The sequence below is a fragment of the Kitasatospora sp. NPDC096140 genome (assembly GCF_040303045.1).
Taxonomy (GTDB): domain Bacteria; phylum Actinomycetota; class Actinomycetes; order Streptomycetales; family Streptomycetaceae; genus Kitasatospora.
The window spans coordinates 118,785-132,882 of record NZ_JBEOUW010000013.1; the positions used below are offsets into that span (position 1 = coordinate 118,785).

The 14,098-nt window shown below is 73.6% G+C and carries 12 protein-coding genes and 1 pseudogene; 9 read left to right on the forward strand and 4 right to left on the reverse strand.

The genetic code is table 11. The annotated features are described in order from the left end of the window. Positions 1-121 precede the first annotated feature (121 nt). The 4 genes from ABT048_RS16145 to ABT048_RS16165 all read left to right on the forward strand — a co-directional run bounded on the left by ABT048_RS16145 (position 122) and on the right by ABT048_RS16165 (position 5,262). On the forward strand, positions 122-925 hold the full coding sequence (locus tag ABT048_RS16145) for a glycerophosphodiester phosphodiesterase family protein (RefSeq protein WP_350522014.1): 804 nt from the start codon (positions 122-124) through the stop codon (positions 923-925). Further along, positions 922-2,343 carry an MFS transporter gene (locus tag ABT048_RS16150; RefSeq protein WP_350522015.1) on the forward strand — a complete coding sequence of 474 codons (1,422 nt, stop codon included), beginning with the start codon at positions 922-924 and terminating at the stop codon, positions 2,341-2,343. Before ABT048_RS16145 ends, ABT048_RS16150 begins: the two co-directional genes overlap by 4 nt. Before the next feature lie 489 nt (positions 2,344-2,832). Further along, a complete protein-coding gene (locus tag ABT048_RS16160) occupies positions 2,833-3,744 on the forward strand; it encodes a DUF4253 domain-containing protein (RefSeq protein ID WP_350522016.1) in 912 nt (303 codons plus the stop codon). Positions 3,745-3,891: 147 nt separating this feature from the next. Beyond that, the gene (locus ABT048_RS16165; protein ID WP_350522017.1) at positions 3,892-5,262 is read left to right on the forward strand and encodes an NUDIX hydrolase; all 1,371 of its coding nucleotides are present in this window, start codon (positions 3,892-3,894) and stop codon (positions 5,260-5,262) included. Positions 5,263-5,540: 278 nt separating this feature from the next. On the opposite strand, the gene ABT048_RS16170 is transcribed toward ABT048_RS16165, so the two are convergent. Further along, positions 5,541-6,161, reverse strand: coding sequence for a CGNR zinc finger domain-containing protein (locus ABT048_RS16170; protein WP_350522018.1), 621 nt, complete (start codon positions 6,159-6,161; stop codon positions 5,541-5,543). A gap of 87 nt (positions 6,162-6,248) precedes the next feature. On the opposite strand from ABT048_RS16170, the gene ABT048_RS16175 reads away from it, so the two are divergent. Beyond that, positions 6,249-7,967: an FAD-dependent monooxygenase gene (locus ABT048_RS16175; protein WP_350522019.1), complete on the forward strand. Its 1,719-nt coding sequence runs from the start codon at positions 6,249-6,251 to the stop codon at positions 7,965-7,967. Between the two features lie 73 nt (positions 7,968-8,040). Here the strand turns inward: ABT048_RS16175 and ABT048_RS16180 are convergent, their stop codons facing one another. Continuing rightward, positions 8,041-9,450: a hypothetical protein gene (locus ABT048_RS16180; protein WP_350522020.1), complete on the reverse strand. Its 1,410-nt coding sequence runs from the start codon at positions 9,448-9,450 to the stop codon at positions 8,041-8,043. 116 nt (positions 9,451-9,566) lie between these two features. Continuing rightward, positions 9,567-10,175, reverse strand: a pseudogene (locus tag ABT048_RS16185) (DJ-1/PfpI family protein). 121 nt (positions 10,176-10,296) lie between these two features. On the opposite strand from ABT048_RS16185, the gene ABT048_RS16190 reads away from it, so the two are divergent. After that, positions 10,297-10,947, forward strand: a complete 651-nt coding sequence (locus tag ABT048_RS16190; protein WP_350522021.1) for a DUF6368 family protein — start codon at positions 10,297-10,299, stop codon at positions 10,945-10,947. Between the two features lie 68 nt (positions 10,948-11,015). Continuing rightward, positions 11,016-11,540, forward strand: coding sequence for a DUF6879 family protein (locus ABT048_RS16195; protein WP_350522022.1), 525 nt, complete (start codon positions 11,016-11,018; stop codon positions 11,538-11,540). A gap of 27 nt (positions 11,541-11,567) precedes the next feature. Here ABT048_RS16195 and ABT048_RS16200 read toward each other — a convergent pair whose 3' ends face one another. Further along, on the reverse strand, positions 11,568-12,251 hold the full coding sequence (locus ABT048_RS16200) for an ATP-binding protein (protein WP_350522023.1): 684 nt from the start codon (positions 12,249-12,251) through the stop codon (positions 11,568-11,570). Between the two features lie 170 nt (positions 12,252-12,421). Here ABT048_RS16200 and ABT048_RS16205 point away from each other — a divergent pair, with 170 nt between their 5' ends. Continuing rightward, positions 12,422-13,504 (forward strand): NsdA family TPR-like regulatory protein, encoded by a 1,083-nt coding sequence (locus ABT048_RS16205; protein ID WP_502894017.1) that lies wholly within the window; start codon positions 12,422-12,424, stop codon positions 13,502-13,504. Continuing rightward, complete coding sequence (locus ABT048_RS16210; RefSeq protein ID WP_350522025.1) at positions 13,501-14,013, forward strand: GNAT family N-acetyltransferase; 513 nt, start codon at positions 13,501-13,503, stop codon at positions 14,011-14,013. The genes ABT048_RS16205 and ABT048_RS16210 overlap by 4 nt, the downstream gene beginning before the upstream one ends. Positions 14,014-14,098: the final 85 nt, after the last annotated feature.

The following is a 14,098-nucleotide window of genomic DNA, read 5'->3' on the forward strand; positions in this document are numbered from 1 at the left end:
CGCTTGACAGAGTGCGTAATACTGTAACGCGCGCGGTCGGGCGCGGTCCGGGACGGCGTCGGAGCGGGCGGTGCGGCTCCCTCCCCGCGCGGCTTCCTCCCCCAGCAGCTCGGAGCACGACATGCACGCCTTCCTCGACCATCCGGGGCCGCTGGCCTTCGCGCACCGGGGCGGCGACCTCGGGCACCCCGAGAACTCGCTCAGGGCCTTCGAGGCCGCCGTCGCGCTCGGGTACCGCTACCTGGAGACGGACGTGCACACCACCCGGGACGGCGTGCTGGTGGCGTTCCACGACTCCCGCCTCGACCGGGTCACCGACCGCACGGGCGCCGTGGCGGAGCTGCCCTGGGAGAACGTCAGGCAGGCCCGGATCGGGGGCACCGAGCCCGTGCCACTGCTGGAGGACCTGCTCGGCGCGTTCCCCGAGGCCCGCTTCAACATCGACGTCAAGGCGGCCTCGGCCGTCGCCCCGCTGGTCGAGGCGGTCCGCCGGACCGGCGCCTGGGACCGGGTCTGCGTCGGCGGCTTCTCCGACAGCCGGCTGGCCGCCGTCCGCGCCGCCGCGGGCCCCCGGCTGGCCACCTCGCTCGGCCCGCGCGAGGTGGCCAGGCTGCGGCTGCGCTCGCTGGCCGGGCCGCTGCTGCCGGGGCGCGGGGCGCCGTTCGCCGGACTGTGCGCCCAGGTGCCGGAGCGCCACATGGGCGTGCGGGTGGTCGACCGGGCCTTCGTCCGGGCCGCCCATCGCCTCGGCCTGCAGGTCCACGTCTGGACTGTGGACGATCCCACACGGATCAGGGCTCTCCTCGACCTCGGTGTGGATGGCATCATGGCCGATCGCATCGACGTCCTGCGGGACGTCCTGGGCGAGCGCGGCTGCTGGACGGACGGCAGTACCGGCTCCAGCACGGTGATGGGAACCCCATGAGCACCACGAACTCCGCGACGCACCTTCCGGACGACCCCCCGACCAGGCCGGCGCCCGACCCGGCACCCGCCGACGCCGACGGCCGGGCCCTGGAGCGGATACGGTTCGGCTGGTACGTCAACGACTGGGCCAACGCCGCCTTCTCCGCCAGCGTCCTGACGGTGTTCCTCGGGCCGTACCTGACCTCGGTGGCCAAGGAGGCCGCCGACGCGGCCGGCGACGTCCACCCGCTCGGCCTGTCGATCCGCGCGGGCTCGTTCTTCCCGTACACCGTCTCCTTCTCCGTGCTGATCTCGGTCGCGGTGATGCTGCTGACCGGCACCGTCGCGGACCGCACCGGGCGGCACAAGGAACTGATGTGCGGCTTCGCGTACGTCGGCGCGCTCGCCACGATGGGGATGTTCTTCCTCGACGGCGACCGCTACCTGCTCGGCGGCGCCCTGCTGGTCGTCGCCAACATCTCGTACGCGGTCTCGGTCGCGCTCTCCTACGCCTACCTCCCGGGCCTGGCCTCCGCCGACGAGCGCGACGCGATCTCCTCCAAGGGCTGGGCGTACGGCTACGCGGGCGGCGGACTGCTGCTGATCGCCAGCCTCGCGCTCTTCCAGGGCCACGAGGCGCTCGGCGTGACCTCCGGCACCGCCGTACGGATCTGCCTGGCCTCGGCCGGCCTGTGGTGGGCGCTGTTCACGATCGTCCCGCTGCTGCGGCTGCCCTCCCGGGCCGGCGCGGTGTCCGGCCGCGCCGCGGCCGACCGGCCCGCCGACCAGCCCGCCGCCGGCAGCCTGCGGGAACTCGGCCGCACCCTGAAGGGCATGCGCAAGCACCCGCTCACGCTGCTCTACCTCGGCGCCTTCCTCTGCTACAACGACGGCATCCAGACCGTCGTCTCCCAGGCCTCGCTCTTCGGCAGCGAGGAACTCGGCATGGAGCAGGGCGCGCTGGTCACCGCCGTGCTCATCGTCCAGATCGTGGCGATCGGCGGTGCCCTGACGCTCGGCCGGATCGCCCAGCGGTACGGCGCCAAGCGGACCATCCTCGGCTCCCTGGTCGGCTGGGTGGTCACCCTCGCCCTCGGCTACTTCATGCCCGCCCACCAGCCCGTCTGGTTCTACGGCCTGGCCGCCATGATCGGCCTGGTCCTGGGCGGCAGCCAGGCGCTCTCCCGCTCCCTGTTCTCCCACCTCATCCCGCCCGGGCGGGAGGCCGAGTACTTCAGCCTCTACAAGGTGAGCGACCGCGGCACCAGCTGGATGGGCCCGCTGGTCTTCGGCCTCGCGTACCAGCTCACCGGCAGCTACCGGTCGGCGATCATCTCGCTGCTGGTGTTCTTCGTGATCGGCTTCGCCGTGCTGGCGAAGGTCCCGGTCCGGCGCGCCATCGAGGCCGTCGGGAACCCGGTGCCCGAGCGGATCTGACGGACGGGGCCCTGCCGCCTCCCGCCGGTCGGGGGCTGCGGGGCCCGTCCCGCCCGGGCGGCAGGGGCGCCGACGCAGTGGGTAGTACGGACGGCACAGGCGGCACGCCGGCCGGACCGTGCGCCGTCCCCGGCGACGCACCCGGGAACGCCGCCACCTGACGGCCGAGCACGCTCCGAGAGGAGCTGACACCAGGCTCGGACGCATCGGTACGTGATCATGCAGCGGGCGGGCTTGAGGAACGCCTCGTCGAGGTCGTCGCGGACGTTCCAGCGGATCCTCAGGCGTCGGAAGCATCGCGGCCCCGTGCCCGTCCCGCAGCCGACGCCCGCCGGTCATGCCCGGGAGTGGCTGCCGCTGGATACCCGTGTGCGGCACCAACAAGGCCCCCTGCGGACAGCCCCGATCGTGGCGTCCGGCCGGCCCCACGGGGTCCTCGCCCGGAGGCCGCCGTGCGGGCCTGTCCGACCCGGCCCCTACCGTGGGAGCGTGATCGATCGCGCCCCGGTCCCCGCCGACCTCCGTCCGCTGTTCCCCGACGGCGTCGCGCAGGCCGCCCTGTCCACGCCCCTGCCGCCGGGCCGCCTGATCGTTCCGGCCGGGGGCGACGGCCACGGCGGTGACGCCCCGGTCATGTGGCTGAGCGACGGGCCGGCGCCCGCCGGGCTGTGGGAGGAGCTGCAGCGGGAGCACCCGCGGTCGGGGCTGTGGCCGCTGCTGCTGACCCGTCGGGCCGGCGACCAGGAGTTCCGGCCCTGGGCCACCGGCGAACTCCACCCGGTCCGGGCGGACCTGCTCGACTTCCACGACCCCGCCGCCCTCCTGCAGGGCTGGTGGATCTTCGAGGCCGAGTTCCCCGTGGACGACCCGGAGGAGGCCGAGGATCGCCGGCGGATCCTGGAGCCGTTCGGGGTCGACTGGCCGGGCCTGGCCCCCGCCCCGCGCCCGGCGGAGGACGACCCCGAGGACGGCGACCCGGAGGACGGCAACCCGGAGGACCGCGACCCGGAGGACGGCGACCCGGATGCGGCGGCCGCCGCCGTGGCGCGCTGGCTGCTGCGGCACGACCCCGGGCTGCGGATCGGACTCGTCCGCGCCGGCAGCGGCGCCGAGGCGCTGGCCGTCTGCGGCTGGACGGCGGCCGGCAACCACGATCCCGGCGAGCTCGCCGCCGTCCTGCGGAGCTGGGAGCGGAGGTTCGGCGCCCGGGTCGTCGAAGTCGGCCCCGACGGGCTGCGGTTGAGCGCCACGGCGCAGCCGGACGACCTGGACGAGGCGCTGCTGATCGCGGCCGAGCACCTCGCGTTCTGCCCCGACATCGTCTTCCAGGGCACCGAGAGCCTGGTCGACTACGCGCAGGAGCTCCTCCTGGAGAACTGCTGGTCCTTCTGGTGGGACTGACGGCGCCTGACGGTGATCGGCGGCGCAGGGGCCGTGCGGGCCACGCGGGCCGATCGCGGAACGTCGTGGTGATCCGTTGCGTCCCGCACCGGGGTGGGTAGGGCACGGGCTGGACACCGACACCGACCCGGCGGAAGGCTGCACACCGTGATCGACTACGACCTCCTGGCCCGTACCGCGCTCGCCCTGGGCTTCGAGCGGCTGTCCGTCGGCGTGGTCGTCCTCGACGTGTCCGGGCGGGTGCTGATGCTGCGCCGCCGCGAGGACGACGCGCTGCCCGGGCTCTGGGACTACCCGGCCGGCGGGCTGGAACCCGGGGAGGGCGTGCAGGCGGGCGCGCTCCGCGAGCTGTCCGAGGAGGCCGGCATCACGGTGGCCGCCGACGGCCTGGAGTACCTGCGGTCACTGGACTTCGTCGACGCCGCGGGCCGCCGGTTCCGCCACTTCGTGTTCACCGCCACCGTGCCCGACGGCACCCCCGTGGCGCTCACCGAGCACGACCGCTTCGTGTGGGCGGAGCTCGACGACCCGCCGCCGACCAGCGACGGCTACCGCGAGGTGCTCGACTTCGTCCGGCGGCACCGGGCGGTGCCGGGCTGGCGGCCGATCAGCCGGTACGTCGGGGGGATCGCCCTGTCCAACCTGTACGGGGCGTTCTACTTCACCGACTCGGCCGGGCGGGCGCTGTGCCTGCGCAACGCCCTCGACCCGGAGCGCTGGCAGTTCCCCGGCGGCGACACCGACCCCGGTGAGTCCCCGTGGGACACCGCGCTGCGCGAGGCCCGGGAGGAACTCGGCCTGGACCTCGCGGTCGAGAACCCCGGGATCGTCGCCCGCCAACAGCTGCTCGCCGTGGTGCACTTCTCCCCCGGCGCCTACTGGCCGCTGCACCAGGTCGGCCACGTCTTCTGGGGCGGACGCCTCGACGACGAGCAACTGGGCCGGATCCGGCTCTCCTCCGAGCACACCGAGTGGGCCACCCGCAGCCTGCACGACTGGCACTCCGTCATGCGGCCCGCCGACTACCGCCGGCTGATGCTGGTCGACCGCGCCCGGCGCTCCGACCTCACGCTCTTCGGCGAGCGGCCGGCGACGGGCGCCGTCGACGAGCACGGCATCGCACGGGACTTCGAGGGCGTGATGACGTTCGTGACCAGTCCGGACGGCGGGCGCCTGCTGCTGAACCTGCGCGACGACGTGCCCGGCATCGCCCACCCCGGGCTCTGGACCCCGATCGGCGGTTGGCGCGAGGGCCGGGAGAGCGCGTACGAGGCCGGGGCGCGGGAGGTGCTGGAGGAGGCCGGCATCCGGGTCGAGGGGCTGCGCGCCGTGCCCGGTCCCCGGCACCCCGAGATCCACGAGTCCACCGTCGTGCTCCACGGGACGTACGCAGGACCGGAGTCCGACCTCGTCCTCGGCGAGGGCCGGGCCGTCCGCATGGTCCCCCTCGACGGGATCCGCGACCTCCGGACCCCGCCGTACCTGGCGCACTACCTGGCCCGGATCGGGGGCAACTGACCCGCGGGCGGGGCGGCGGCAGCCGATGTAGCGCATCGCGACGCCGGTGAAGTAGTGCTCGGCTGTCCGGCAGTCCGCTGTCCGGCAGTCCGGCTGTCCGGCTGTCCGGCTGTCCGGCTGTCCGGCTGTCCGGCTGTCCGACCCTGCCGATCGGCAGGTGCCGCGGGGCTGCGGACTGCGGAAATGTGCCGATCGGCAACTGCCGGGCGACGGTGTCGATGCGGAACGCTGGGGGACATCGGAAGCCGCCGAGGGAGCGGCCGGGAAGGAGATCCCCGTCATGACTGACCGTGTCCGGTGCCCGGACCCTGTCGGGACGCACTGCCTGACGCTTCGCCGGACTCCGCTGCCCGCTGGGCGCGGTGGGTGGCGACGCGGACGCGGGTGGCGCAGCGGGGGGTGCAGTAGCGCTGGGGGGTGCGACGGCCGGTGTCGATGAAGAAGCGGCCGCAGCCGGGGGCCGCGCACCGGCCCCAGGCGCAGGTGCCGCGTTCACTGAGCCAGAGGCCGAGGGCGAGGGCCGCGGTGGAGAGCAGCCAGTGGGTGAGGCCTGCGTCGGCGGGGGCCCGGGTGTGCAGGGACCAGGGGCGGCCCGGGAGGCGGACGAGGCGGGGGCTGGCGGGGTGGCGGTCGAGCAGGGTGTTGATCGCCTCGGCGGCCCGGTCGGGGTCGTCGGTGTCGAGGATGGCGATCACGTGGGCGGTGGCGTCGCGCAGTTCGTGGGCGTCGGCATCGGTGAGCCGGAACGGCGGGCCGCCGTGGCGTTCCAGGAGCGCCTGGAGGTCTGCGGCGCTCGCGGCGGGGTCCTCGCGGACGGTGTTGGCGAGTTCGGCGAGGAAGTGGAGGCCTCGGGGGTTGCCGTCGCCGGGGTCCTGGGCCGCGGGCTTGCTCTGCGCCATGGGGTCGCCTCTTCGTCTCGGGTGGTCACCTGCCCACCATGGTAACGTCAAATCGAATCAATGAGCGTTACGAAGGGGTGGGGTGCCATGCGATTCCCGGAGACGACGTCCGTCCTGATCGTCGGCGGGGGGCCGGTCGGGCTCACGCTGTCGGTCCTGCTGTCCGGGTACGGCGTGCCGCACCTGCTGGTCGAGGCACACCCGGGCACCTCGCACCACCCCAAGGCGCGAGGGGTGTCCGCGCGTTCGATGGAGATCTTCCGGCGGTGCGGCCTGGAGGAGGAGATCCGGCGGGCCGGGCTGCCGGCCTCGCAGGTGTCCTTCTACCGCGGCCGCGACCTGGTCGACCCGGACTTCGTCCGCACCGGGGTCTCCGGGCAGGAGGGCGGCGTCGAACGCACCCCCTCCCCGGGGCTGATCTGCTCCCAGGACGCCCTGGAGCCCGTCCTGTTGCGGCGGGCCCGCGAACTCGCCCCGGACGGCGTCCGGTTCGCCACCCGCCTGGTCGCCTTCGCCGAACACGGCGGCGGCGTCCGCGCGGACGGCTTCCACGCGGACGGCTTCCACGGTGGCGGCCCGCACACGGACGAGCCGCCCCCGGACGGCCCGCCCGGGGGCGGCGTTCACGCCACCGTGGAGGACGGCACCACCGGCGAGCGGCACACCGTGCGCGCCGACTGGCTGGTCGGCTGCGACGGCGCGGCGAGCACCGTCCGCGAGGGGGCCGAGATCGCCATGGAGGGGCCGACCGGTCTCGGCCACTACCTCAGCGTCCGCTTCGAGGCTCCCCTCGGTGAGGTCGTCGCCGACCGCGCCAGCGCCTCCTACTTCCTCACCCCGCCGGGCCGCGGCGGCTTCCTCGCCGTCGACAACGACCGGCACTGGATCTACCAGTACCCGTACGACCCGGCACACGAGGACGTCGCCCGGCTGGTCGCGGACCGGCCGCGGCTGGCCGAGCTGGTCCGGGACGCCGCCGGGTTGCCGGACCTGCCGGTCGCCGTCCGCTCCACCATGACCTGGCGGATGGACGCCCGCCTCGCCTCCGCCTACCGCCGCTCCCGGGTGCTGCTCGCGGGCGACGCCGCCCACACGGTGCCCCCGACCGGCGGGCACGGCATGAACACCGGCCTCGGCGACGCGGACAACCTGGCGTGGAAGCTCGCCGCGGTCGTCGGCGGGACGGCGGGCGAGGCACTGCTGGACAGCTACGAGGCCGAACGCCGACCGGTGGCCCGGCAGGTCATCGACATCTCGCTCGCCAACTCCCGGGCGCGGAGCGGCTACCGGATCGACGACGAGCTGCTGCTGACGGCGGCCTACCGGTCGACCGCCGTCCTGGACACCGTGCCAGAGCCGACCGACCCGACTTCCCCGACCGAACCGACCGCCCCGGTCCGGCCGGCGCTGGACCCCGAGCACACGCACCCCGTCGGCGCGCCCGGCACCCGGCTCCCCCACCTGCGCCTGGCCGGCCCGACCGGGCCCGCCTCCACCCTGGACCTCGTCGGCCCCGGCTTCACCCTGCTGGCGCCCGCCGCCACGGAGTCGGCGTGGCGGTCGCAGGCGGACACCGCCGCCGCGGCCGGCCTGCCCGTCGCCGTCCGTCCACTGCCGCCCGCCCTGCTCGGGGCGGACGCGCCGGCCGGAGCCGTCCTCGTCCGCCCGGACGGTCACATCGCCTGGCGGGCACCGCACCGGCCCGCCGACGAGACGTACCTGCTCACGGCCCTGCGGCAGATCCTGTCAGCAGGACGGAGCCGGTCGTCTGTGCGGAGCCCGTCGGCAGGTGCGCCCCACCCCTGAGATCGCCTGCGGGACGGAACGGTGGACGCCCCGCCGGCTCGGCCCGCCGCCGGCTCAGCCCGCCAAGCCCGCTTCAGCCCGCCGCCGGTTCCTCCCTCCGGCGGTTCCACCGCCGGTCCTCCGCCTCCCGCTGGGCCGCCAGGGAGGGGTAACCGTCGACGGCCTCGGCCGGGCGGCCCAGCCGGATCAGGAGGTGCGCCAGGTCGTGCGGGGCGCCATACTCGGCGGAGCCGCGCAGCAGCTCGACGGCCTGCTCCGCCCGGCCGTCACGCTCCAACAGGAACGCGATCGTGGTGTCCTCCCGCTCCTCGGCATCCTCCGCCGGAAGGGCGTCGATCTCCGCGATGGCCTCGCGGGCCCGCCCGCACTCCCCCATCAGCCACCACCGGTTGGAGCGGACCCACGCCGGGTCCTCCCGGGTGAGCTCCTCGCTGCACCCGTCGAGCAGTTCCAGCGCCCACTCCGGACGCCCGTGGTCGAACAGCAGGCGGATCGCCGGTTCGAGCAGGTTCCCGCAGCCGTAGAGGTTCCCGAAGGTGGGCCGCGCCGCCGCCACCGCCTCGTCCAGGCGGCCCTGCCGGGCCAGCAGCCGCATCAGGCCGGACCGGTGACGGGAGTGGGGGTCGGTGTCGGACCCCGAACCGTCGCCGGGGTCCGTGCCGTCGGCGGCCGCGGCGCCCGCGCGCAGCACCGCCTCGGCCTCGGACGCCCGCCCCAGCTCCTCCAGGAGGGTGACGAAGGGAGCCAGGAAGACGCCCGCATCCCGGCCTGCCAGGGCGCGCAGTTCCTCCACCCGCCCGTGCCGGGCCAGGAGCCCGGCGTAGAACTCCAGGGCGTTGTGCGAGCAACAGCGCTTCGCGGCCACGTCCGCCGCGAACAGCTCGATCGCCTCACCGGCGCGGCCGGAGCGCTCCAGGACCCGGGCCTTCAGGACCCGCTCGGCGTGCGGGTCGAGCAGCTCCAGGACCCGCTCGTCGCGGCCCCGGCCCTCCGTCACGTCCACCAGCTCCCACAGCAGCTGCCCCTCCCTGGTGTACGGCTCCAGCACATCGATCGCCTCGTCCACCCGCCCGGCTGCGGCCAGCACCGCGGCGAACTCGCCGTACGGCTCCAGGGCCTTGAGATCCGCGCCCCACCCCCGGACCTCGTCGGCCGGCCGACCGGGCTCCCGCCGCGCCGCGTCCGGGTGCACCAGCGCCAGCGCCTCCTCGATCCGCCCCGACCGGACCAGGGCGTCCGCGCCCAGCACCACCGCACGCCGCCACCCGGTCTCCGCGAACGGCCGCACTACCTCCCAGGCCTGCTCGGCCTGCCCCGCCGCGCACAGCTCCCGCACCGCCGCCTGCGCGCAGAACCACTCCCCCCGCTCCCGCGCCGCCCGCACCAGCAGCTCCGACTGCCCGCGCGCCAGCAGCGCCTCCACCATCAGCGGCGTGATCCCAGCGCGGTAGGCGGCCTGCCAGTCAAGGTCCTCGATGTCCACGTCGACAGCCTACGGAGCACCGATGACAGGGGCCCGGGGCCGTCAGCCTTGGGATCGTCAGCCCCGGGGCCGTCAGGGCAGGGGCCGTCAGGACAGGGACGTCAGGGCAGGGACCGTCAGGGCAGGGCGACCTCGCCCGCCCGGACGGCGCGCAGGGCGCGATCGACGGTCTGCTGCTTCTCGCCGACCGGAGCCACGTAGTCGACCACGCCGCGCGCGGCGTCCTCCCCGAGCATGCGGGTGATCACCCAGGTGGCGAGGTACTGGGAGGCCAGGCAACCGCCCGCCGTGGCGATGTTCCCCTCCGCGTGGAACGGCGCGTCCAGCACGGTGACGCCGCGGGCTTCCACGAAGGGCCGGCTCGTGAGGTCCGTGCAGGCGGGCATGCCGTCGAGCAGCCCGAGCCGGGCCAGCACCTACGCGCCGGAGCACTGCGCCCCGATCAGCTGCCGCGCGGGATCGAGCACCAGCCGGGAGAGCAGCCGGTCGTCGGCGACCACGTCCCGCGTCCTCACCCCGCTGCCGACCAGCACGACGTCGGCGTCGGTCACGAACTCCATCGGGCGCTGCCCGGTCACCTCGACGCCGTTCATCGAGGTGACCACCGGAGTCGGCGTCGTGATGAAGGCCTCCAGGCCGTCCGCACGGCACCGGTTGATCAGGGCGGAGGCGATGAAGCTGTCGAGCTCGTTGAACCCGTCGAAGGTGACCACGGCTACCTGCATCAGAACTCCTCACGGACGGGACACCGACGCCCCAGTCTCCCCGGCGGCATCGTCCCCGTCGAGGACCGACCGGCTCGAATAGCGCTCGCACCCGTCGAACTCGCTCCCCTATGCTCCCCGCATGTCCGGACCGACCTTGGTGATCGATCTCGCCGAACCCCTCTCTCCCGCTGTACTGGGGGAGTTCCGCGAGCTGATGGTGGGGCTGTCCTGCCGCTTCGAGGAGAAGCGCCCCGGGTACTACGACGTCAACGTGCCCGCGGAGCGACTGGGCGTCGAGGACACCCGGGACGCGGAGCGGCGGCACCCGTATCCGCTGCCGCTGCCGCTGCTCGGCGGGCTGCAGCCTGCGGACGAACGGCTCGCCGCCCTGGTGGGCTTCGACCCGCAGCGCGAGGACTGGCGCCGGCCGTTCCACCTCTACCTGATGGGGGCGGGCGCCGGGGACGACGACATCTTCGCGGACGAGCACGCGGACGAGGACACCGACGCGATCGCGGCCGTGCTCGGCTGCCCGCCGGTACAGGCCGTCAACATCAGCGCCGGCTGCAACGGCCGGATCGACCACGTCGCCACGGCCCTGCTGACCGCCGCCGTCCTCGACGTCATCGGCGGCGTGGGCAAGGCCGAACTGGCGGACGGCCAGCAGGCGGTGATTGCCGGGCTGCCCGGCCCGCTCGGCATCACCGACGACGGCTGGGAGACGGCCCTGGTCACGGCGGGGTTCCTGCGGGCCTGGGTAGAGCGGCCGGGGTTCCGGCTGGTCAAGTAGCGGTGGTGCCCTCGGGAGCAATGGCCGTACGGTTCACGGGAATCGACCGGCATCGAGGAAGGCTTGTGATGACGCAGAACGCACCGGACTTCGCCGAGCTGCTGAGGGGCGCCGAACGCTCCGCCGTGCACCTGGAGATGCGCGACAGCTACGCGGTCGGTGACGAGGTCGAGCCCTTCGAGCGGTTCCGGAGGACCGGCGAGGTCGACAACGACCCGACCGCGTCGTTCTGGCCCACCTGGATCCCCCTCGTGGAGGACGCGATCTCCCGGGGTGTCGTCATGCGCCGGGCCCGCATCGTCTCGGAGCCGGTCACCGACTACATCCGCTACGAGCACGCCGTCACCCCGGTCAACCTCGCCGCCGGCGAGCAGGTCCGCTGGCTCCCCCGGAGCCGGGCCTCGACCATCGCCCTCCCGGGCAACGACTTCTGGCTGATCGACCGACGACTGGTGCTCTTCCACTGGTTCACCGGCGACGGGGACTGGGCGGGCCATGCCTTCACCGAGGACGAGGTTGCGGTCACCCTCTGCGCCACGGCCTTCGAGGCCGTCTGGGCGGCCGGCACCCCGCACGAGGAGTTCGCCGTCTGACCCCGTGGGCCCCAGCCCGTAAGGCCGTCACGCCACCGGCTGGAGGGGGCGGAGTCCGCGCGCCGCGCCCCATCCGTGGGCAGTGCCATTCGGCGTCTCGCGGGACTCCAGGAACTCGAACCAGACGACCTTGCCCGCTCCCGCCGGATGCCAGCCCCACGCGTCGGCCAACGCCTCGACGAGGATCAGCCCACGCCCGCCGGTCGCTTCCGGGTCCGCCCCGGAGCGTTCGAAGGCCGGTTCGGGATCAGACACCTCCACCCGCAGCCGCCCGCCCACGCGACGGACGGTCACCGCACAGCGCGCCTTCGCGTGCTCCATGGCGTTGGCGATCACCTCGTTCGCACAGAGTTCGAGCTCCCGCAGTGATTCCTTGGCGAGGGGCACACCCCAGGCCCGGACGATGTCCAGCACCAACCTCCGCGCCGGCGGAACCGCTTCGCCACCCGGCCGGACGTCCCACTCCAGCGGCACCGGAAACCGAGCGGTCCTGAACGGGCTAACGATCACGTTCCACCCCACTGCTCCTCCATACAAGGCACGGGCAAGCAGCCGCAGCCGGCACCTGTTCCGACCTCCACTCAACTCCCGTTCATAACCCGCGGGAAGTGAAAGACCGGGCTGGCACAGGCACCTCCGGAGGAAAACTCTGACCTTCCCATCGCATGAGGCCGTGCGCGCTCCGCAATCGCCCGGATACGCTGAGAACATGGGGGGACAATCCCGAACTCCGCGCCGTCACGGCCGATCTGGGGCTCACACGGGCCGCCCTGGCGCGCCTGGTCAACCGCGAACTCGTTGCCCTCGGCTGCCCGGGAACCCTCACGGTGAGGACCGTGGGCACCTGGCTCGCCGGACAGTCGCGATAGCCCCAGGGCAGGATCCGTGCCGCACTCGAACGCGCGCTGAACCGCACGCCCGAGCAGCTCGGCTTCATCCTGCCTCGCGCCGCCCGGCCCCAAGCACCCCCGGAGGAACCCGTGCTCCGCCGCAACTTCCTCGCCGCGTCGGCCGCCGCCGCTCTCCCGCCGAACCGCGCCTTCCGAGGCCACGCTGTCGGCCACAGCGACGTTGATCGACTCAAGGAGAGCCTCAGGACCCTCACCACGCTCGACGATCACCGAGGCGGGCACGGATCACTTGAGACAGCCGCGCTGACCGGCGCCCGTCAGGCGCTCGGCAAGGTGGACACGACCATCAGCGAGAGCGTCCAGCGGCGCCTCTACAGTCTCGCCGCCGACTACACCGCCACTGCCGGGTTCTCGTGTATCGACGACCGCCGATTGGACGACGCCGAGCGGCACTTCGAGACGGCTCTTCGCCTGGCCGGTCTCGGAGATGATCACGTGACTGCGCTGCGCGTGTTCAACTGCCTTTCCATGGTCGGCTACCAACGGAACCGACCGTCGATCACCCTGTCAGCCGCCCGAGCCGCCCAGGACGCCCGGGCGGCCCGCCGCGATCCACTCCTTGCTTCGCTCGCCCACGCCCGCGCCGCCATTGCCCACTCGACCACGGGCGACCGGCAGACCGCCCTGCGGTGCCTCGGGCATGCCTGTGATGCGCTCGGTCGCGCGGACGGCCGCGAGCGTCCGACGTGGACCGACTTCTACGGGCCGGCCGAGCTCTTCGCGCTGAGTGCTGTCGTCCATCAGCACCTCGCCGACAGCCCGGAGTCGGAGAGCGCATCACACCGCGCGCTGGCCGGGATCCCCCCGCAGTTCCGCCGCAATCGTGCATCCGCGACCGCCCGCCTCGCGCTTGCCCAGCTCGGACAAGGAGAACTCGAACAAGCCACCGCCACCGTCGCCGGCGTTTACGACCTGATGGGCACCGACCCGCTTCCGCCCAGGTTGCGCACCCTCCTCGGCGACTTCCATCGTGGCCTGATCACCCTGGCGACGACCTCGGCGGTTACGCGAGAGTGGACCGACCGAGTGCACGCCCAGGGAGAGAACCAGTGACGATAGCCCTCCGCCGCTACGAAGCCGGCAACCTTCCCGCTGACCACACGCAACTGCTCATCGACGTCCACGCGGACGCCTACCGCGAGCAATCCGACGACCCCTTCGTCCAGCGCTTCCCCTGGTTCGCCGAGCACTGGACCGCCCGGCCCGGCTACAGCTGCGTCATGGCCTACGACGGCGACGTGCCGGTCGGATACTCCTACGGCGCTCCGCTGGAGGACGGTCGCGAGTGGTGGCGTCAGCACATGCCGGCGCCTTCCGACGCATCCACATTCGCCGTGTCCGAGGTCATGGTGCGCCCCGAATGGCGCAAGCTCGGCATCGCCGAGCAGACACACGATGCCCTGCTGGCCGGGCGGGGTGAGACTCTTGCCGTCCTCTACGTCGACGTCACCCATCCGCGGGTCCAGGCGATGTACGAGCGCTGGGCGTACCGGAAGGTCGGCGAGCACCGCCCCTTCGAGGACGCCCCGCTCTACGCCGTCATGGTCCGCGCCCTTCGGTAGCCCGCTGGCCTGAGCCAATTCGCGGACTGCGAAACCTTTTTGGTCCACCCGCTCGACGGAGTGGGGGCGGCGGGCGAGTCCGATC

What these genes read in the sequence shown, in the direction of transcription:
- ABT048_RS16170 (WP_350522018.1), bottom strand. Translation starts at nt 6,161, where the DNA reads ATGGCGCAGAGCAAGCCCGCGGCCCAGGACCCCGGCGACGGCAACCCC.
- ABT048_RS16190 (WP_350522021.1), top strand. Translation starts at nt 10,297, where the DNA reads ATGTCCGGACCGACCTTGGTGATCGATCTCGCCGAACCCCTCTCTCCC.
- ABT048_RS16200 (WP_350522023.1), bottom strand. Translation starts at nt 12,251, where the DNA reads ATGTTCTCAGCGTATCCGGGCGATTGCGGAGCGCGCACGGCCTCATGC.
- ABT048_RS16150 (WP_350522015.1), top strand. Translation starts at nt 922, where the DNA reads ATGAGCACCACGAACTCCGCGACGCACCTTCCGGACGACCCCCCGACC.
- ABT048_RS16195 (WP_350522022.1), top strand. Translation starts at nt 11,016, where the DNA reads ATGACGCAGAACGCACCGGACTTCGCCGAGCTGCTGAGGGGCGCCGAA.
- ABT048_RS16175 (WP_350522019.1), top strand. Translation starts at nt 6,249, where the DNA reads ATGCGATTCCCGGAGACGACGTCCGTCCTGATCGTCGGCGGGGGGCCG.
- ABT048_RS16145 (WP_350522014.1), top strand. Translation starts at nt 122, where the DNA reads ATGCACGCCTTCCTCGACCATCCGGGGCCGCTGGCCTTCGCGCACCGG.